Genomic DNA, 19,287 nt, shown 5'->3' with positions numbered 1-19,287 from the left:
GCGCGAAGGAGACGAAGGGCTCGGACCCGATCGACTTCGCCACGGGCAAGATGTTCCTGCCGCAGACGGACATCACCCTGCCCGGTGTGCTGCCACTGGAGTTCCACCGACGGGTGGAGTCGGGGTACCGGGCGGGGCGGTGGTTCGGCCCGTCGTGGTCCAGCACGGCCGACCAGCATCTGGAGATCGGCCCCGAGGGTGTGGTCTTCGTCTGCGAGGACGGACGGCTGCTGGACTATCCGCACCCCGCGCCCGACCTCCCCACCCTGCCCAAGGCGGGCGTCGCGCGCTGGCCCCTGGAGCGCACCGTCGACGGGGACTACACCGTCACCGACCTCGACACCGGCCGCACCCACCGCTTCTCGGCGCCCGCAGGCGGCGCCGACGGCCTCGCGCCCATCGAGGAGATCCACGACCGCAACGGCAACCGGATCAGCTTCCACTACGCCCTCGACGGCACGCCGACCGCGATCGTGCACTCGGCGGGCTACCACCTGAAGCTGACCACCGAGAACGGCCGGATCACCGCGCTGCGCCTGGCGGGCGCAGCGCCCGACGGCTCCGATGTGACGGTGATCCGCTACGGCTACACCGACGGCAACCTCACCGAGGTCGTCAACTCCTCCGGGCTGCCGCTGCGGTTCGAGTACGACGACGAGCGCCGCGTCATCTCCTGGACCGACACCAACGACCGCCGCTACGACTACGTCTACGACAACCGCCACCGCTGCATCGCGGAGGGCGGCACCGAAGGCCATGTCTCCGTCCGCGTCGACTACCACGGTGTCGACCAGCGCACCGGCCACCGGATCACCACCGTCACCAGCGCCGCCGGCCACACCCTCAAGTACCTGATCGACGACGCCTACCGGGTCGTCGGCGAGATCGACCAGCTGGGCGCGTACTCCCGCACCGAGTACGACCGTCACGGCCGGGTGCTGGCCCACACCGACGCCCTCGGCCACCGCACCGCGTACGCCTACGACGAGCACGGCCGGCTGGAGACGATCACCCGCCCCGACGGCGAGCAGGCGACCATCCGCCACAACGACCTGGGCCTCCCCGTCTCGATCACCGGTGTGGACGGGACCACACAGACCTACGCCTATGACGAGCGCGGCAACCGTCTCGCCGTCACCGACCCGGCCGGGGCCACCACCCGCTACACCTACGACGACCACGGCCGTCTGGCCTCGGTCAGCAACGCCCTGGGCGAGACCACCCGGGTGCGCTGCGACCCGGCCGGACTGCCCGTGGAGATCACCGATCCGCTGGGCGCGGTCACCATCTGCCGGCATGACGCCTTCGGCCGCCCGGTCGCCGTCGTCGACCCGCTCGGTGCGACGACCCGGCTGGAGTGGTCGGTCGAGGGCAAGCTGCTGCGCCGGCTCGACCCCGACGGCAGCCAGGAGGCCTGGACGTACGACGGCGAGGGCAACTGCACCCACCACGTCGACGCGGCCGGCGGGGTGACCTCGTACGAGTACACGCACTTCGATCTGCTCACCGCGCGGACCGGCCCGGGCGGGGCGCGCTACGAGTTCGAGCACGACGCCGAGCTGCGGCTGGCCAAGGTCACCAGCCCCCAGGGGCTGACCTGGTCCTATGAGTACGACCCGGTGGGCCGGCTGATCTCCGAGACCGACTTCGACGACCGTACGATCCGCTACGAGCACGACGCCGCGGGCCGGTTGGCCGCGCGCACCACACCGCTGGGCCGGACCATCGCCTTTGAGCGCGATGTGCTCGGCCGCATCGTCACCAAGGACGCCGCCGGACAGACCACCACCTACAGCTATGACACGGTCGGACGTCTGGTCTCGGCCGCCGGACCGGACGCCGAGATCGTCCTCCAGCGGGACCGGATGGGCCAGATCAAGTGCGAGATGGTGGACGGGCGCGTCCTGACCCACCGTTACGACCCACTGGGCCGCCGCATCCGCCGCACCACCCCCGGCGGGGCCACCACCACCTATGCCTACGACGCCGCCGGCCGCCGCACCACCCTGACCGCCTCCGGCCAGACCCTCGGCTTCGAGCGCGACGCCGCGGGCCGCGAGACCACCCGGCTCATCGGGGGCGAACTGGCCCTGACCCAGCTCTGGGACCCGAAGGGCCGCCTCACCGAACAGGCCCTCACCGGGCCGACTGCCGGAACGGTCCAGCGCCGCGCGTACACCTACCGGGCCGATGGCCACCTCGCCGCGGTCGACGACGCGCTCCGCGGCCGCCGCACCTTCGAACTGGACGCCGTCGGCCGGGTCACCGCGGTCCACGCCCAGAGCTGGGCCGAGACCTATGCCTATGACGAGGCGGGCAACCAGACCCAGGCGTCCTGGCCCGCCAAGCACCCCGGCGCCGAGGCGACCGGTGAGCGCGCGTACACCGGCACCCGCATCACCCGCGCCGGCCGGGTCCGTTACGAGCACGACGCGGCCGGGCGGATCACCCTGCGGCAGAAGAACCGGCTGTCGAAGAAGCCCGACACCTGGCGCTATGCGTGGGACGCCGAGGACCGGCTGACCTCCCTCACCACCCCCGACGGCACCGTCTGGCGCTACCTCTACGACCCGCTCGGCCGCCGCATCGCCAAGCAGCGGCTGGCCGCGGACGGCGAAACGGTCCTGGAGCGGACCGACTTCACCTGGGACGACACCACCCTCATCGAGCAGACGACCACCGTGCCGGGAGGCCCTGATCAGATCGTCATGACCTGGGACCACGACGGCCTGCACCCCGTCGCCCAGTCGGAACGCATCACGGACGCCACCGGACACCACGAGATCGACCGGCGCTTCTTCGCCATCGTCACCGACCTGGTCGGCACCCCCTCCGAACTCGTCGACGAGAGCGGCGCGATCGCCTGGCGTACCCGCACCACCCTGTGGGGCACCACCACCTGGACCCGCGGCAGCAGCGCGTACACCCCGCTGCGCTTCCCCGGCCAGTACTACGACCCCGAAAGCGGGCTGCACTACAACGTCCACCGCTACTACGACCCGGAGACCGCGCGCTACGCCAGCCCCGACCCGCTGGGTCTCGCCCCCGCGCCCAACCCGGCCACCTACGTTCACAACCCCCACACCTGGAGCGACCCGCTCGGTCTTGCGCCCGACTACAACAAGTCCCCGGGACGTCTGTCGGATCCCCTTCCGCAGGGGCTGCCGAAGAAATTCGTCGAGGCCTATGACGACATCCGGGCGGGCCGCGGAGTCCGGCAGACCGATCCGAACACCGGCGATCCGCGGGTGTTCGCCGGAGACCACGCTCCCCACGAGCGGCCGTGGGCGGGATCGGACGAGTATCGGGTACCGGGAGCGAAGAACCCGGAGGAAGCGCGGATTCTGGTCAAAACGCTCCCTGACGGTCGCAAGGTGATGGGATGGACGACCGACCATTACAAGACCATCCATCCGTTCACGGCGCCACATTTCCCCGACAGCGGCTGGAAGTAGGACCGGGCCGGGCCGGGCCTTGGGGGTCCGTAGGGTGTGCGGGTGGCCGGTCGGCACGGAGATGGGGCTACGGTAGGGCGGAGCCGGCGGCGGGGAACTGGCGGCAGGGAGCCGGCGGCAGGGAGTCGGCGGCGGGGAGGAAACGAGCGTGCGGGTCGGTGCGAGGCTGTGAGAGTGCTGCACACATCCGACTGGCACCTGGGGCGGTCCTTCCACCGGGTGAACCTGCTCTCGGCGCAACGGCGGTTCATCGACCACCTGCTCGCGACCGTGCGCGAGCGGCGGGTCGACGCCGTGCTCGTGGCGGGCGATGTCTACGACCGGGCGGTGCCCCCGCTCGCCGCCGTCGAGCTCTTCGACGACGCCCTGCACCGCCTCGCCGACCTCGGCGTGCCGACCGTCATGATCTCCGGCAACCACGACTCGGCCAGGCGGCTCGGTGTCGGTGCCGGACTGATCGAACGGGCCGGAATCCATCTGCGCACCGACCCCGCCGGGTGCGCCACCCCGGTCGTCCTCGCCGACGACCACGGTGACGTCGCGCTCTACGGACTGCCGTACCTCGAGCCCGCCCTGGTGCGGGAGGCGCTGGGCGCGGAGGCGACGGGCCACACCGCGGTGCTGCGAGCCGCCATGGACCGGGTCCGCGCCGACCTCGCCACCCGCCCGGCCGGCACCCGCTCGGTCGTCCTCGCGCACGCCTTCGTCACCGGCGGCGCGCCCAGCGACAGCGAGCGCGACATCACCGTCGGAGGTGTCGACTCCGTCCCCGCCGAGATCTTCGACGGCGTCGACTACGCGGCGCTCGGGCATCTCCACGGCTGCCAGGCCATCACCGAGCGGATCCGCTACTCCGGTTCGCCGCTCGCGTACTCCTTCTCCGAGGCCCGGCACCGCAAGTCCATGTGGCTCGTCGACCTCGGCCCCGGCGGCGCCCTGGCCGCCGAGCGCGTCGACTGCCCGGTGCCCCGGCCGCTGGCCCGGATCCGGGGCCGGATCGAGGAGCTGCTCTCCGACCCGGGCCTGGACCGGCACGAGGACGCCTGGGTCGAGGCGACCCTCACCGACCCCGCGCGCCCGTACGAGCCGATGCCCCGCCTGGCGCGGCGCTTCCCTCATCTGCTGAGCCTGGTGTTCGACCCCGAGCGGGCCCCGGAGGACCCGCTGGCCTCGTACGCACAGCGGCTGCGCGGCCGCACCGACCGGCAGATCGCGGAGGACTTCGTGGCCCATGTGCGCGGCGGGCGCGGCCCAAACGAAGCTGAGCGCGCGGTGCTCGGCGCGGCCCTGGACGCCGTACGCGCCGACGAGACCGAGCCCGCCGAGACCGCGGGGGAGGCACGGGGATGAGGCTGCACCGCCTCGCCATGACCGCCTTCGGGCCCTTCGGCACGACCCAGGAGGTCGACTTCGACGAACTCTCGTCCGCCGGGCTCTTCCTGCTGCACGGGCCCACCGGCGCGGGCAAGACGTCCGTCCTGGACGCGGTCTGCTACGGCCTGTACGGCCAGGTGCCCGGCGCCCGGCAGGGCAGCGGGCTGTCCCTGCGCAGCGATCACGCCGACCCGCACACCCCCACCGAGGTCGTCCTCGAACTCACCGTCGGTGGGCGCCGCCTGGAGATCACCCGGCGCCCCGAACAGCCGCGCCCCAAGAAGCGCGGCACCGGTACCACGCGCGAGAAGGCGCAGAGCCGGCTGCGCGAATACCTCCCCGGGGCCGGCGAGTGGAAGGCGCTCAGCCGCTCGCACCAGGAGATCGGCGAGGAGATCTCGCAGCTGCTCGGCATGAGCAAGGAGCAGTTCTGCCAGGTGGTGCTGTTGCCCCAGGGCGACTTCGCCCGCTTCCTGCGCGCCGACGAAATGGCCCGCGGCAAGCTGCTCGGCAAGCTCTTCGACACGGGCCGCTTCGCCGCCGTCGAGGAACGCCTCGCCGAGCTGCGGCGCGCCGCGGAGAAGCAGGTCGTCGGCGGCGACGAACGGCTGCTCGCCCTCGCCCACCGCATGGCCCAGGCCGCCGGGCCCGCCCCCGGCCCCGACGGCCATGCGCTGCCGGACCTCGCCCCCGGCGAGCCGGGGCTGGCCGACGCCGTACTGGAGTGGGCCGCCATCGCCCGTACGACCGCCCGCGAGCGGCAGGACATCGCGCTCGCGGCGGTCCAGGCCGTCGAAACCGCCCACCAGGCCGCCCGCCGGACGGCCGACGCCGAACGTGAACGCGCCCGCCTCCAGCGCCGCCACGCCGAGGCCCGCCACCGCGCCGACGAGCTCGAGCGCGGGCGCGCCGAGCACGACCTGACCCGCGCACGCCTGGAGCGGGCCCGCGCGGCCGACGCCGTCGTCCCCGCCCTGGAACTCCACGCCGCCGCCGAACGCGACCACACCGCCGCCACCACCGCCGAACACACCGCCCGCACCCGCCTGGCGGCCGAGCCCGACCTGGAGCTTCAGCCGACGCGGCCGATGGACGCCCCCGCGTCCGGCGAGACCGAACTCCCCCGGCCGCGCCGCGCCGAGGGCGAGGCGGAGCCGCGCGCCGGGGCGGCACCGGGAGCGGAGGGACGCACCGAGCCGCCGGGCGCGACGCGCTACGCGCGTGCGACGGGTGCTGCCGCCGAGCATTCGGCCCCTGAGTCACCGGGTGCGGAACCGGGGCGCGGGGTCGGCACGGGCCGGCCGAGTGTGGTGTCGGAACAGGACTCGCGGGAGTGCGGTGGGCTGTCCGACGTCGCATGCGGTGGCGGCGAGCGGTTCGCAGCTGGACGGCTGGGCGCGGGGGAGGGGCCGCAGCCGGGCGCCGGTGGGGGTGGGATCCAGCGGTGTGTCGACGCGCCGGGCGTGGCGGGCGACGGCTCCGGGTGCGCGGGCGGCACGGGCGGGTCGCATGCGGTGCCGGAACAGGGTTTCGAGGGGCGTGATGGGTCGCTGGACGCGGCGCTCGGCGCCGGGCGGCCCATTGTCGGGTCACCGGGCGCGGGCGCGGGCTCGGGGCTTGGGCCCCGGGCCCACTCGGGAGGGCCGGGGCTCGCGGGTGCGGGCGCCGCGCGGCTGGCCGACGAGGAGCGGCGGCTGCGGGAGGAGTTGGGGTCGCTGGGCGCGGCGCGGCGGGCCGAGCGGCGGGCGGGGGAGGTGGCCGCCGAGGTCGCGGGGCTCGACCGGCAGGCGCGTGCCGACGAGGAGGCGATCGAGGAGGCCGGGCAGTGGCTCGCCGGGTGGGAGACGGCGCGCCAGGCGCATACGCGGCGCGTCGAGGCCGCGCAGGAGGCCGTCACCCGGGCCGAACAGCTCGCCGGGCAGCTCGCCCCCGCCCGGCAGCGGCTCGATGCCGCCCGGCGGCGGGACCTCCTGGCCGGGGAGGCGACCGAGGCGGAACAGCGCCTGCTGCGCTCCCGCGAGGAGGCCGCCGTGGCGCACGAGACCTGGCTCGACCTGAAGGACCGGCGGCTGCGCGGCATCGCCGCCGAGCTCGCGGCGGGGCTGAGCGCCGGTGAGCCGTGCGCGGTGTGCGGGGCGACCGAACACCCCCGCCCCGCGCGCCCCGGAGCCGGCCATGTGGACCGTACGGCGGAGGAGGCCGCGCTGGCGGTCTACCGGCGGGCGGAGGCCGGGCGGGAGGAGGCCGAGCGGCGGCTGCAGTCGCTGCGGGAGGCGCTGGCGGGCGCGGAGGCCGCCGCGGGCGGCGGCACGGCGGACGAACTGGACCGGGCGGTGGCGGACTTGGAGACCGCGCTCGCCGGGGCCCGCGGCGCCGGGGCCGACGGCCACGCCGCGCGCGAGGCGCTCGCCCACGCCGAGGAAGAGCACGAGCGGCGCCTGGCCCAGCGGCAGGAGGCCGAGCGGCGCGCCGCGGCGCGCACCTCGCGGCGCGAGGCCCTGCTGCGGGAGCGGGCCGGGCTGCTGGCGGAGTTGGAGCGGGCCCGCGGCGGAGCCGTCACCGTGGCCGAGCGCGCCGCCCGGCTGGAGCGCCACGCGGGGCTGCTGGCCCGGGCCGCCGAGGCGGCCCGGGAGGCCGAGGCCGCCGCGCGGCGGCTGGAGGAGGCCGGGGCGCGGCTCGTCGACGCCGCGCGCCGCGCGGGCTTCGACACACCGAGCGCCGCGGCCGGCGCCGTACTGCCCGCGACCAACCAGCGCGGGCTGCGGCACCGTTTGGAGCAGTGGCAGACGGAGTCCGCGGCCGTCGCGGCCGAACTGGCCGATCCGCTGGTGGCCGCGGCCGCGCAGGAGCCCCCGGCCGACCCCGGCGCCGCCGAGGCGGCGGCCGAGGCGGCCACCCGCGCGCTGCGCGAGGCGTCTGCGCGGGACGCGGCGGCCCGTACCCGCTGCCAGGAGCTGGACCGGCTCTCCGCCCAGGCCGTCACCGACGCGCGGCGGCTCGCCCCGCTGCGCGAGGAGCACGACCGCCTGGCCCGCCTGGCCACGCTCGCGGCGGGCACCTCAGCGGAGAATGAGCGGAGGATGCGCCTGGAGGCGTACGTCCTGGCCGCGCGGCTCGAACAGGTCGCGGCCGCGGCCAGCGCCCGGCTGCGGCACATGTCCGCCGGGCGCTACACCCTCGTGCACTCCGACGCGCGGACGGGCGGCCGCGGCAGGGCGGGTCTTGGCCTGCACGTCATCGACGCCTGGACCGGCAGCGAGCGCGACACCGCCACCCTCTCGGGCGGTGAGACCTTCTTCGTGTCGCTCTCGCTCGCCCTCGGCCTCGCCGATGTGGTGACGGACGAGGCGGGCGGCACCCGGCTGGACACCCTGTTCATCGACGAGGGCTTCGGCAGCCTGGACGAGCAGACCCTCGACGAGGTCCTGGACGTGCTGGACTCGCTGCGCGAGCGGGACCGTACGGTCGGCATCGTCAGCCATGTCGCCGATCTCCGCCAGCGCATACCGGTGCGGCTGGAGGTGGTGAAGGGCCGCGACGGATCGGCGGTGCGCCACCGTACGGCCGGAGCGGGCGGCCGGACCTGACGCGGGGCGATCCGACGCGCCACGACGGCGACGCGCCCGCCCGGTGAGGTGCGCCCGGCCAGGCCCCCTCACCCCGTCAGATCGCCGAGAGCTCGGCCACCAGGTCGTCCAGGCCCAGCGAGCCCTGTGAGAGGGCCGCCATGTGCCAGGACTTGGCGTCGAAGGGATCACCGTGGGCCTTGCGGGCCGCCTCGCGCCCGGCCAGCCAGGCGCGTTCGCCGAGCTTGTAGCCGATGGCCTGGCCCGGCATGCCCAGGTAGCGCACGAGCTCGCTCTCGATGAAGTCCGCGGGCCGGCCGCTGTGCCGGCCGAAGAACTCCTGCGCCAGCTCCGGCGTCCAGCGCTCCCCGGGGTGGAACGGGGAGTCGGCGGGGATCTCCAGCTCCAGGTGCATACCGATGTCGATGATCACGCGTACCGCGCGCATCATCTGCGCGTCGAGGTAGCCCAGGCGCCGCTCGGCGTCGGTGAGGAAGCCCAGCTCGTCCATCAGCCGCTCCGCGTACAGCGCCCAGCCCTCCGCGTTGGCGCTGACCATGCCGACCGTGGCCTGGTAGCGGGAGAGCCGGTCGGCCACATGCGTCCACTGCGCGAGTTGCAGATGGTGGCCGGGCACGCCCTCGTGGTACCAGGTGGAGACCAGGTCGTACACCGGGAAGCGGGTCTCGCCCATGGTGGGCAGCCAGGTCCGGCCGGGCCGGGAGAAGTCCACCGACGGCTGGGTGTAGTACGGCGCCGCCGCGCTGCCCGGCGGCGCGATCATCGACTCGACCCGCTTGACCCGCTCGGCCAGGTCGAAGTGGGTGCCGTCCAGCGCCTCGATGGCCTGGTCCATGAGCCCCTGCAGCCAGGCGCGGGTCTCCTCGACGCCCTCGATGGCCTGGCCGTGCTCGTCGAGGTGGCGCAGGGCCTCCCAAGGGGTGGCGCCGGGGAGGATCTTCTCCGCCTCGGCGCGCATCTCGGCGTGCAGCCGGTGGTATTCGGACCAGCCGTAGGCGTACGCCTCGTCCAGGTCGAGGTCGGTGCCGTTCCACATGCGCGCCCAACGGCGGTACCGCTCGCGTCCGACGACGTCCGGCGTGCCCTGGACCGCCGGGCCGTACACATCGCGCAGCCAGTCGCGGAGCGTGGCGAAGGCGGCGGTGGCCTCGGCCGCCGCCGCGTCCAGCTCGGCGCGCAGCGGCTCGGGGCCGCCGGCCGCGAAGTCGGCGAACCAGCCGCGGTCGGTGTCGGCGGCGCCGGTCCATTGGCTGAGCTGGCCGACGACCGTGGACACCTGGCGGGGGCCGGCGGGCAGTTCGCGCCGCAGCCCCTCGGCGAGCGAGGCGCGGTACCCCTCCAGGGCGGCCGGTACGGCGCGCAGCCGCGCGGCGACCGCCGCCCAGTCCTCCTCGGTCTCGGCCGGCATCACGGTGAAAACCCCGCGCACGGCGTGCAGCGGCGAGTGGAGGTTGCTGACCGCCCGCAGGTGTTCCCGCGCGTCGTGTACGGCGAGTTCGGCGGTCAGCCGCTCCCGCAGCAGCCGCGCGCAGCGCCGTTCGATGTCGCTGTCCGCACCGGGCCGCGCCTCGGCCTCGCCGAGCCGGTCCAGGGTGGTGCGGGCGAGGTCCGCGAGCGCCTCCTGCCCCGCGGGCGAGAAGTCCGGCAGCCGCCGGGCGCTTTCGGGTACCCCCAGGTAGGTGCCGGTGATCGGATCGTGTTCGATGAGTGCGTCGACGTAGGCGTCGGCCACCTGGCGGGGCAGGGATGCGTCATTGGTGTCGGACATGCGGCCATCCTCGTACGGCGGGAGGGGGCGCGTCACGGGCATTGGGATGTTACGTGCCTGACCGACATCATGTTGTGCCCCCGGCGCCGCGACCGGCTACGCGCCCGAGGAGATCACCGCGGGCGAGAGTCGGGCGGTGATGACGAGCGTGCCCTCCTCGATCTGGTAGTCCAGCGGCAGCTCCAGCGCACGCATCGCCGCGACCATGCCGGTGTTGGCCGACTGGGTGACGGCGTAGACGCTTTCGCACCCCGTCTCGGCGGCCATCGCCACCAGCCGCCGCAGCAGCTCCCCGCCGATGCCGCGCCGCTGCCACTCGTCCTCGACGAGCAGCGCGATCTCGGTCTCGTCCCCGTCCCACAGCAGATGGCCGAGGGCCACCAGCCGCCCGGAGGCGGTGTGCGCGGCGAGGGTGCGGCCGAAGCGCGGGCTCAGCAGGTGGCCGAGGTAGCGGTCGGCGTCGCCGGCCGGGCCGTGGTAGCGCAGGGCGAGCGTCTCGGCCGAGCACCGCTGGTGCATCGCGCGCGCCGCGTCCAGGTCGCGGGTGTCGGCGCGGTGCACGGTGATCTCATTGCCCTCGGGGAGCGTCAGCACATCGCGGCGGCGCGGGACGCGCGGGCCCAGTCGGGCGTCCAGCTCGACCAGCGCGCGGGCACGCGCGAACTCGGTCGGGGTGAAGGGGAGATACGGGCGCTCGATGGTGATGGCTCCGCCGGACGGGTCCCGCAGCCGCATCACGGTCTCCTCCAGCACGCCCTCCACCGGCGGCATTCCGTCCAGCGGGCGGCCGCTCAGGGACTTGGCGGGCAGTGACCGGATGGTGCAGCGGCCGAGCAGCCGGCGCAGCGCGAGGGGGAGCTCGGCGGCGTCCAGGGCGGTGCGGGTGGCCAGGGACAGTATTCGGGTCGGCGCGTCGACCAGGTCGTGGGCGTCGGCCCGCTCGATCCATGTGTCCCGGCCGCCGCCGGCCGTGACGGCGTGGGTCAGCTCGGTGGGCGGCAGGTCGGCGGGGGCGCGCAGCAGGAACTCGTCCACGGTGCCGTCCGCCAGCGGGTGGGTCTGCAGCGCCAGGATGTCGACCGTGTGGCGGGCGAGGGCCGCGCACAGCGCCGCGAGGGTGCCCGGCTGGTCCCGTACGGTCGTGCGCATCCGCCACAGGGCGGTGTCGGCGCTCCGGGTGCCGTTCGCGTCGGGTGCGCCGTGTGCGTCGGGTGCGCCGTCCGTGCTGTCCGTGCCGTCCGTGCCGTCCGTGACAGCGCCGTTGCCGCGGCGCCGTGACCACCGGGCGGCCAGCTCCACCAGGTCGCGCCGCCAGCCGTGGGGGCGCCGGGTGTGGTCGTGAGGGGTCGCGTGGGTCATGCGTACACCCTTGCCGAGGGGTGTTGCGTGATCACGAACGCACTGTGACCGATGGGTTAAGAGGGTAATTGCGGCGCGAAACCGTTTTTGTCTGGAATAGAACGGTTGAAGGACGGAGCCTGTCAGACTTCAGATGTTCAGGTGCTTCAGGTTCTCATGCCGCGGCCAGCCGCCGCAGCACCGCCCCGCAGCGCCGCGCGTACGCCCGCTGGAAGAGCGGCACCAGCGGCCCGGCCGCACACGTGTACCAGACCGCCGGACGGCTGAAGGCCGTCACCGTGAGCACCACGGCCCCGTCCCGCTCCAGGCTGACGACGAACGACTCCTCGCCGCGCTCCGGGTGCCCGGGCAGCGTCCCGTACGCGAAGCCGGTCCGCGTCTCCTCCGCCACCGTCCACACCACCTGGCACGGCGCGCGCAGCCTCAGCCGCCCCGCCCCCAGCCCCATCACCACGGGCAGGCCCGCCACGGCGGTCGGCTCCCAGCTGCGCACCGACAGGCCCACCCCCCGGTGCATGCGCCACTCCATCACGGCCCGGCCCGCGGCCCCGAACACGTCGGGGCCGCGACCCACCGGGACGCACACCCGCAGGTGGCGGTAGCCGGCGGGCAGCGGCCACTGCCGTGTGGCGCCCGTCTCCGGGTAGGTCAGACGGGATACGGGGCCGGTGGTGGACATGCCCGTACGGTACGAGCCCGGCCCCTCGCGTCACTGGCCGACGCGCCCGGGCTGCAAGACCTTGGTGAACAGCACCGCGCCGCCCACCTCGCGAAGCTGGACCGTCAACTCGCCGCTGTGCCCGTCGATGTCCACCTCGCCGAAGAACTGGAAGCCCTCGGCCGGTGAGACATTCGCCCTGGTCGGCGCCTTGACGAAGGGCTGCTCCGGCCCGAAGGTGCCGTCCAGCTTCACCGCCGGGAACGAGCCCGCGTTCAGCGGCCCGGAGACGAACTCCCAGAACGGGGCGAAGTCCTTGAAGGCCGCCCGCGACGGGTCGTAGTGCTGGGCGCTGGTGTAGTGGACGTCCGCCGTCAGCCACACCGTGCCGGTGATCTTCCGGTGCTTGATGTGCCGCAGCAGCTCCGCGATCTGCAGCTCGCGGCCGAGCGGCGCCCCCGGGTCGCCCTGCGAGACCGCCTCGAAGTCCGTCGCCCCGTCCGGGACCACAAGCCCCAGCGGCATGTCACAGGCGATCACCTTCCACACCGCGCGCGACGCCGACAGCTCCCGCTTGAGCCAGGCCAGCTGCTCGGCGCCGAGGATGCCCTGGGTGTCCTCGGGCTGCCGGCCCGGCGAGTTGGCGTTCCGGTACGTACGGCAGTCCAGCACGAAGACGTCGAGCAGCGGGCCGTGCCGCAGCACCCGGTACACCCGGCCCTCGCCGTCGGGCCGCAGCGTGGAGATCGGGAAGTACTCGCTGAAGGCCTGCCGCGAGCGGGCCGCCAGCACGTTCACATTCTTCTCGGTGTAGCGGGCGTCGGTGAGGATCTCGCCCGGGTACCAGTTGTTGAGCACCTCGTGGTCGTCCCACTGGTTGATCGTCGGCACCTGCGCGTTGAAGCGACGCAGATTGGCGTCGAGCAGGTTGTACCGGAAATTGCCCCGGTACTCCGCGAGCGTCTCGGCGACCTTGGACTTCTCCTCCGTGGTGATGTTCCGCCAAGTGCGGCCGTCCGGCAGCGTCACGCTCTCCGTCAGCGGGCCGTCGGCGTAGATGTTGTCACCGCTGCACAGGAAGAAGTCCGGGTCCAGCCGCCGCATCTCCTCGAAGATCCGGTAGCCGCCGAGGTCCGGGTTGATGCCCCAGCCCTGCCCCGCCAGGTCGCCCGACCATACGAACCGCACGCCCTGGCGGCGGGCCGGCGCGGTGCGGAACGTCCCGTACACCGGCTCGCCGGTGCGGCGCGGGTCGTCCGGGTCGGCGAGCAGCACCCGGTAGTGGACCTGGGTGCCCGGCGGCAGCCCGTGCAGCGGGGTGGTGCCGGTGAAGTCGCTGCCGGCCCCCAGCAGCGGGCCCCGCCAGCGCCGCGCCTTCGCGAACGACTCGGTCGCCGACGTCTCGACGACCATCCGGGCCGGCCGGTCCGAGCGCACCCACACCAGGCCCGAGGACGTCGTGACGTCGCCCACCTGGACGCCCCACTGGGCGCTCGGCCGCCCGGACAGCGCCTGCGCGGGCGCGGCCGACGCCGCCGACGCCAGTGTCGGCACCGCCAGCGCGGCGGACGCCGCCGCCGAACCCCGCAGCACCTGCCGCCGCCCGATCTCTCTGCCGGATTCCCGCGCCATGCCGAACCTCCTGTTGCTCATGGAACCGCTGTGCGGTCCCGTTGCTATCGGTGCCAGATGCCTCGCATTCGAACGGACAGTGAACAACTCACCGCGAGGTTGCGGGAAGGCCCGGGGCCCGGGCATCGGCGATCAGGGCCACGGCCCGGGCGATCCGGGCGGGGGAGAGATGGGCGTAGCCCATCACCAGATGTACCTGCCCGTCGTCCCCGGCGCACGCCCCGGCGGGCGCATGGGCCGGCGAGTGGGCGGGGGAGCCGTCGGGTCGGCAGGCGTAGTCGGCGAGCGGGCGCAGCGCCACCCCTGCCTGCGCCGCGCGCTCCAGGAAGCGCGCCTGGGGTCCGTACCGCCGCGGCAGCCGCGCGATGACATGCAGCCCGGCGGCGATCCCGGTCACCTCCGTCCCCGGGAAGTGCTCGGCCAGCGCCGCGACCAGCGCGTCGCGCCGCTCCCGGTAGGCGCGCTGGCAGCGCCGCAACTGCCGGTCGTAGTCGCCGCGTTCGATGAACTCGGCCAGCAGCGCCTGATCGAGCGCCGGATTGCCCAGGTCCATGGTCCGCTTGCGCTCCACGACCAGGTCCACCAACTGCTCGGGTATCACCATCCAGCCCAGTCGCAGCCCCGGGGCGAGCGACTTGCTGACCGAGCCGGTGTAGGCGACCCGGGCCGGATCGAGGCCCTGCAGCGCGCCGACCGGCGCCCGGTCGTAGCGGAAGTCGCCGTCGTAGTCATCCTCCACCAGCAGCCCGTCGGCGGCGCGCGCCCACTCCAGCAACTCGAAGCGGCGCCGCGCCGAATACGCGATGCCCGAGGGGAACTGGTGGCAGGGGGTGAGCTGGGCGGCCCGCGCGCCCGACGCGGCCAGCGCGGCGGGCGACAGCCCCTCGGCGTTCAGCGGCACGGGGGCGGCCGTGAGGCCCGCCGCCAAGAGCAGCGCGGTGTGCTCGGGGCTGCCGGGGTCCTCCACCGCCACGGCCCGGTGGCCAAGACCGGCCAGCGTGAAGCCCAGCAGCGTCATGGCCTGCGCGACGCCCGAGCAGATCACCACGGACTCCGGGGCCGCCACCACCCCACGGCGGCGGGTGAGCAGCCCCGCAACGGCCGCCCGCAACTCCGGCAGCCCGCGCGGATCCGGATAGCCGAGCCCGCTGTGCGGAACGCGCGCCAGCACCCGGCGATGCGCCGCCGACCACGCGGCGCGCGGGAACAGCGACAAATCGGGGGTGCCGGGCAGAAAGCCGGTCTCGGGCACGCCGTCGGAGACCGGCCGCTTGTGCTCCCGCACCACCGTGGCCTGCGCCGCCCCGCTCACCCATGTGCCCGAGCCCCGGCTGCTGCTGAGGTACCCCTCGGCCGTCAACTGCTCGTACGCGTCGGTCACAAGCCCGCGCGAGACCCCCAGGTCGGCCGCCAGCTCCCGGCTGGACGGCAACCGGGTCCCGGCCGCGATCCGCCCGGAGCGCACCGCCTCGCGCAGCGCGGACTGCAGCATCCGCCCGCGCCGACGGGGCGGCGCGGCCGCGGCGGGGAGCAGCAACTCCCAGGCGGCGGTCCAGGAAGTGGTCCGTGAATCAGCCATCGGATTGGACCTTAAGGGGTACCGGTCGGCTGCCTAGCGTCGGCGCCATGAAACGAACTGATCCCCCCGAGGGCACGACACCGACGGGCTGCCCCCGCCCCGCTGCCGCCGCCCCGGACGTCGCAGCCGAGCCCGCGGCCCCCGTCGCCACGCCCGGCGCGCAGGGCCTCAGTGGTGGCGGACGGTCTCGCCACGGGTTGCTGGGGGCGCTGCTCGCGGGCGTGGCGGGTTGCCTGGTCGGTGCCTCGTTCACCGCCAACAGCGTGCTTGGTCACTACCCGCACGCGGGAGGCCAGGCGCTGCGCTACGGCCTCGCCTGCGTCCTGCTTCTGCCGCTCGCCGGGCGCGGCGGTGGGCGAGTGCTGGGGCCGCTGCGGGCGCTGAGCGGGCGGCAGTGGGGGCGGCTGGCGGCGCTGGCGGCCGTGGGCATGGTCGGGTTCAACCTCGCCGTGCTCGCGGCGGAGGGGAGTGCGGAGCCCGCGGTGCCGGGGGTGTTCGTCGGCTGCGCGCCCCTGGTCGTCGCCGTGATCGCGCCCGGGCTCGACGGGCGACGCCCGGCCCCGGCCGTGGTCGCGGGGGCGCTGTCGGTCGCCGGGGGCGCGTTCATCGTGCAGGGGTGGGGGCGTACGGACACGGCGGGGCTGCTGTGGTCGGTGGGGGCGCTCGTGGGCGAGGTGGGGTTCGCCGTACTGGCCGTCCCCGTTTTGCGGCCGCTCGGCCCCCGGCTGTTGTCCGCCGTGGCGTGTGGCCTCGCCGCCGTGGAGTCCGCGCTGCTCGGCCTGGTGCTCGACGGCGGGGAATGGCTGAGGGCGCCGGACGGCGGAGAGGCGGCGGCGCTGCTGTGGCAGGCGGTGGTGGTCACCGTCGTCGGCTTCGTGTGCTGGTACGTCGGCGTCCAGCGGATCGGCGCCGAGCGGGCCACCCTGTTCTCCGGCCTGATCCCCGTCTCCGCCGCCGCGACGGCACCGCTCGTCGGCACGGGTGGCTACGGCCCGGCGCAGGCGGCCGGCAGCCTCCTGGTCGCCCTGGGCGTGGCCCTGGGCTCGGGCGTCCTGGACCTGGCGCGCGGCCCGTCAGCGGCTGCCGTCCAGGATCACGCGGGCGACGAGGGCCGGGTCGTCGTTCATGGGGACGTGGCCGCAGCCGGGGAGGCGGACCAGCCGGGCGGCGGGGATCGTGCGCTTGGCCCGGACGCCCTGACGGGGCAGCAGCACCCGGTCGCGGGTGCCCCAGCCGATGGTGACCGGCACATCGGGAATGTCGTCCGTGAACACGACGTCGGGCCCCGAGGCGAGGGTGGCCTCGAACCCGGTCGCCTCGCGCATGGCCCGTGCCTCGGCGACCACCGCCGGGGCTGAACGCCGCCCGGGCCGGGCGTAGATGGTGCCGGTCAGCACCGCCCGCCCCGCCGCCGTCCGCGCCAGTCGGCCGATCAGCGGCAGCGGCATCGTCCGGGCGCCGACCCGCATGGCCGTCAGCACCGCGAAGGCGTAGCGTCGTTCGGCCTCGCTCCAGAACCGGGGCGGGGCGAGCGCGGTGACCGACCGTACGAGCTTCCGGCGGCCGAGTTCGAGGGCGAGCAGCCCGCCGAGGGAGTTCCCGGCGACGTCCGGTCGGTCAAGACCGAGCGCCTCGAACAGCGCGGCGAGTACGGGCGCCACGCCCTCCAGGTCGTGCCTGACGCCGTCCGGCAGCGCGGAGGACTCCCCGAAGCCGGGCAGGTCCACGGCGGTGACCTCGCGCTCGACGGCGAGGATGTCCAGCACCGGCTCCCAGGCCTGCCAGTGGTGTCCGATGCCGTGCAGCAGCACCAGGGGCCGGCCGGTGCCGCGCCGCTCGTAGACGACGCGCACGGGCTGCGGCCCGGTGGGCGTGTCGATGGGGAAGGTGATGGTGGCGGCCATAGGGCGGTTCCTCGTCGGTTCCGGGCGACATGGTGACGCGGTGGCATGGTGGCGTACTGACGTGGTGACGTGGTGACGTTACGAGACAGGATGTCAGTAGGAGTTACCCCTGGGTAGACCCGGTGCGGGTCATGTCCCGACGGGGTGGGACGATGGGTCGCGTGGCCTCTTCTGACACCGCGGCCGACACAGCGGCCGACACCGCGACACACGTCTTCCAGGAGCACCGCTCCCTGCTGACCGGAGTGGCCTACCGCATGCTGGGCCGGGTGACGGACGCGGAGGACGTGGTCCAGGAGGCGTGGCTGCGCTGGTCGGGCGCCGACCGCGAGGCGGTGCGCGAACCCCGCGGCTACCTCGTACGGATCACCACCCGGCTCGCCATCGACCGGCTGCGGCAGGTGCAGGCCCGCCACGAGTCGTACGTCGGCCCGTGGCTGCCCGAGCCGATCGCCACCGACTTCGGCCACACCGTCCCGGACACCGCCGAGCGGGCGGTACTCGCCGAGTCCGTCTCGCTGGCCGTGCTCGTGGTCCTGGAGTCGCTCTCACCGCTGGAGCGCGCGGTGTTCGTGCTGCGCGAGGCCTTCGGCTTTCCGTACGGGGAGATCGCCGCCGCCCTGGACCGTACGGAGGCGGCGGTGCGCCAGCTGGCCGGGCGGGCTCGGCGCCATGTGGGGACGCGCAAGCCGCGGTTCGAGGTGGACCCGGGACAGCGCCGCGACCTGACGGAGCGTTTCCTGGCCGCCGCGCGGGGTGGCGACCTCGAGGAGCTGCTCGCGCTGCTGGCGCCCGGCGCCCGCCTCGTCGGCGACACCGACGGCAAGTCCAAGGCGCCGCTGCGGATCATGGAGACGGCGGACAAGATCGCCCGCTTCCTGGTGGCAGTGGGTCAGGGCACCGTCCCGGAGTCGGAGCTGGTCTTCACCGAGCTCAACGGCGGCTTCGCGATGGTCCTGTTCTCGGCCGGCCGCCCCGACACGGCCCTGTCCCTCGATGTCGCCGACGGCCGGATCCAGGCCGTCTACATCATGCGCAACCCCGACAAGCTGACGCATCTGACGGAGCTGTTGCCCGGTGGCAAGGGTCAGTGAACGGACATCCCGCCGTCGACGAAGAGCGCCTGCCCGGTGACATAGGCGGAGGCGCGGCTCGCCAGGAACACCGCCGCGCCCGCGAAGTCCTCGGCCAGGCCGTTGCGCCCGACCAACGTGCGCGCGGCCAGCGCCGCCACCTGCCCGGGGTCGGAGGACAGCCGCGTGTTGAGCGGTGTCATCACGAACCCCGGCACGAGCGTGTTGCAGGTGACGCCGTACGGCGACCAGGCCTCGGCCTGTGACCGGGCCAGCGACTCCAACGCCCCCTTGGAGACGCCGTACGCCCCGCTCTGCACGAACGCCCGGTGCGCCTGCTGGGAGGTGATGTGGATGATCCGCCCGAAGCCCCGTTCGGCCATCTTCGGGCCGAACCGCTGCCCCAGCAGATAGGGCGCCTCCAGGTTCACCGCCATCGTGGTGTCCCACACCTCCTCGCCGAGCTCGCCCATCGGGGGCCGCAGATTGATCCCGGCGCTGTTGACGAGGATGTCGGGCTCCCCGAACACCGCCGCCGCCTCCTCGGCCGCCGCGCGCACACCGTCGCGCGTGCCCAGATCGGCGCTCACTCGGCCCGCCCGGCAGCCCTGACCCGTCAGTTCCTCGACCGTGGCGGCCAACTCCGCCTCCCGGCGGGCCACCACCACGACGCTCGCGCCCGCGTGCGCCAGGGCCCCGGCGATGGCACGGCCGATGCCCGAACTGCCGCCGGTCACCACGGCGACCTGGCCGTCCAGCGAGAACAGCTCGGAGAGATAGGACTGTGAGGTCATGGCTGCATCCTAGGCGGCCCGTTGATTGGTCTTGACCAAGGCAGGGTGCCGCCTTATGGTCGGACTGGATACTGCAACAACCTTTAATAAAGAAACACACATAT

At 74.3% G+C, this 19,287-nt stretch carries 11 protein-coding genes and 1 pseudogene; 5 read left to right on the top strand and 7 right to left on the bottom strand.

The genetic code is table 11. The features are described 5' to 3' along the window. The 3 genes from PV419_RS42000 to PV419_RS41990 all read left to right on the top strand — a co-directional run. A partial coding sequence (locus tag PV419_RS42000; RefSeq protein ID WP_319698090.1) for a DUF6531 domain-containing protein occupies positions 1 to 3,455 on the top strand: 3,455 nt, incomplete at its 5' end. A 168-nt stretch (positions 3,456 to 3,623) separates the two neighbouring features. Next, on the top strand, positions 3,624 to 4,805 hold the full coding sequence (locus PV419_RS41995; RefSeq protein ID WP_319698088.1) for an exonuclease SbcCD subunit D: 1,182 nt from the start codon (positions 3,624 to 3,626) through the stop codon (positions 4,803 to 4,805). Then, a complete protein-coding gene (locus PV419_RS41990) occupies positions 4,802 to 8,416 on the top strand; it encodes an AAA family ATPase (protein WP_319698086.1) in 3,615 nt (1,204 codons plus the stop codon). Before PV419_RS41995 ends, PV419_RS41990 begins: the two co-directional genes overlap by 4 nt. Positions 8,417 to 8,492: 76 nt before the next feature. Here the strand turns inward: PV419_RS41990 and PV419_RS41985 are convergent, their stop codons facing one another. The 5 genes from PV419_RS41985 to PV419_RS41965 all read right to left on the bottom strand — a co-directional run bounded on the left by PV419_RS41985 (position 8,493) and on the right by PV419_RS41965 (position 15,412). After that, the gene (locus PV419_RS41985) at positions 8,493 to 10,184 is read right to left on the bottom strand and encodes a DUF885 domain-containing protein (RefSeq protein WP_319698084.1); all 1,692 of its coding nucleotides are present in this window, start codon (positions 10,182 to 10,184) and stop codon (positions 8,493 to 8,495) included. A gap of 96 nt (positions 10,185 to 10,280) precedes the next feature. Beyond that, the gene (locus PV419_RS41980) at positions 10,281 to 11,543 is read right to left on the bottom strand and encodes a GNAT family N-acetyltransferase (protein WP_319698083.1); all 1,263 of its coding nucleotides are present in this window, start codon (positions 11,541 to 11,543) and stop codon (positions 10,281 to 10,283) included. A gap of 154 nt (positions 11,544 to 11,697) precedes the next feature. Next, positions 11,698 to 12,222 (bottom strand): DUF1990 domain-containing protein, encoded by a 525-nt coding sequence (locus PV419_RS41975; RefSeq protein WP_319698081.1) that lies wholly within the window; start codon positions 12,220 to 12,222, stop codon positions 11,698 to 11,700. Between the two features lie 30 nt (positions 12,223 to 12,252). After that, positions 12,253 to 13,833, bottom strand: a complete 1,581-nt coding sequence (locus PV419_RS41970) for an alkaline phosphatase D family protein (RefSeq protein ID WP_319698105.1) — start codon at positions 13,831 to 13,833, stop codon at positions 12,253 to 12,255. 88 nt (positions 13,834 to 13,921) lie between these two features. Continuing rightward, positions 13,922 to 15,412 carry a PLP-dependent aminotransferase family protein gene (locus PV419_RS41965; protein ID WP_319698080.1) on the bottom strand — a complete coding sequence of 497 codons (1,491 nt, stop codon included), beginning with the start codon at positions 15,410 to 15,412 and terminating at the stop codon, positions 13,922 to 13,924. A 47-nt stretch (positions 15,413 to 15,459) separates the two neighbouring features. Between PV419_RS41965 and PV419_RS41960 the strand changes: the two are divergent. Beyond that, positions 15,460 to 16,440, top strand: a pseudogene (locus tag PV419_RS41960) (DMT family transporter); the annotation flags it as partial. Positions 16,441 to 16,485: 45 nt separating this feature from the next. Here the strand turns inward: PV419_RS41960 and PV419_RS41955 are convergent. After that, on the bottom strand, positions 16,486 to 17,316 hold the full coding sequence (locus tag PV419_RS41955) for an alpha/beta hydrolase (protein ID WP_319698079.1): 831 nt from the start codon (positions 17,314 to 17,316) through the stop codon (positions 16,486 to 16,488). Between the two features lie 161 nt (positions 17,317 to 17,477). On the opposite strand from PV419_RS41955, the gene PV419_RS41950 reads away from it, so the two are divergent. Beyond that, a complete protein-coding gene (locus PV419_RS41950) occupies positions 17,478 to 18,410 on the top strand; it encodes an RNA polymerase sigma-70 factor (RefSeq protein WP_319698077.1) in 933 nt (310 codons plus the stop codon). On the opposite strand, the gene PV419_RS41945 is transcribed toward PV419_RS41950, so the two are convergent. After that, positions 18,404 to 19,183 carry an SDR family NAD(P)-dependent oxidoreductase gene (locus PV419_RS41945; protein WP_319698075.1) on the bottom strand — a complete coding sequence of 260 codons (780 nt, stop codon included), beginning with the start codon at positions 19,181 to 19,183 and terminating at the stop codon, positions 18,404 to 18,406. The genes PV419_RS41950 and PV419_RS41945 overlap by 7 nt on opposite strands. Positions 19,184 to 19,287 lie beyond the last annotated feature (104 nt).

Origin of the sequence: Streptomyces sp. ME19-01-6 (genome assembly GCF_033793745.1) — a bacterium.
GTDB lineage: Bacteria > Actinomycetota > Actinomycetes > Streptomycetales > Streptomycetaceae > Streptomyces.
This window is presented reverse-complemented; position numbering and strand designations above follow the sequence as displayed.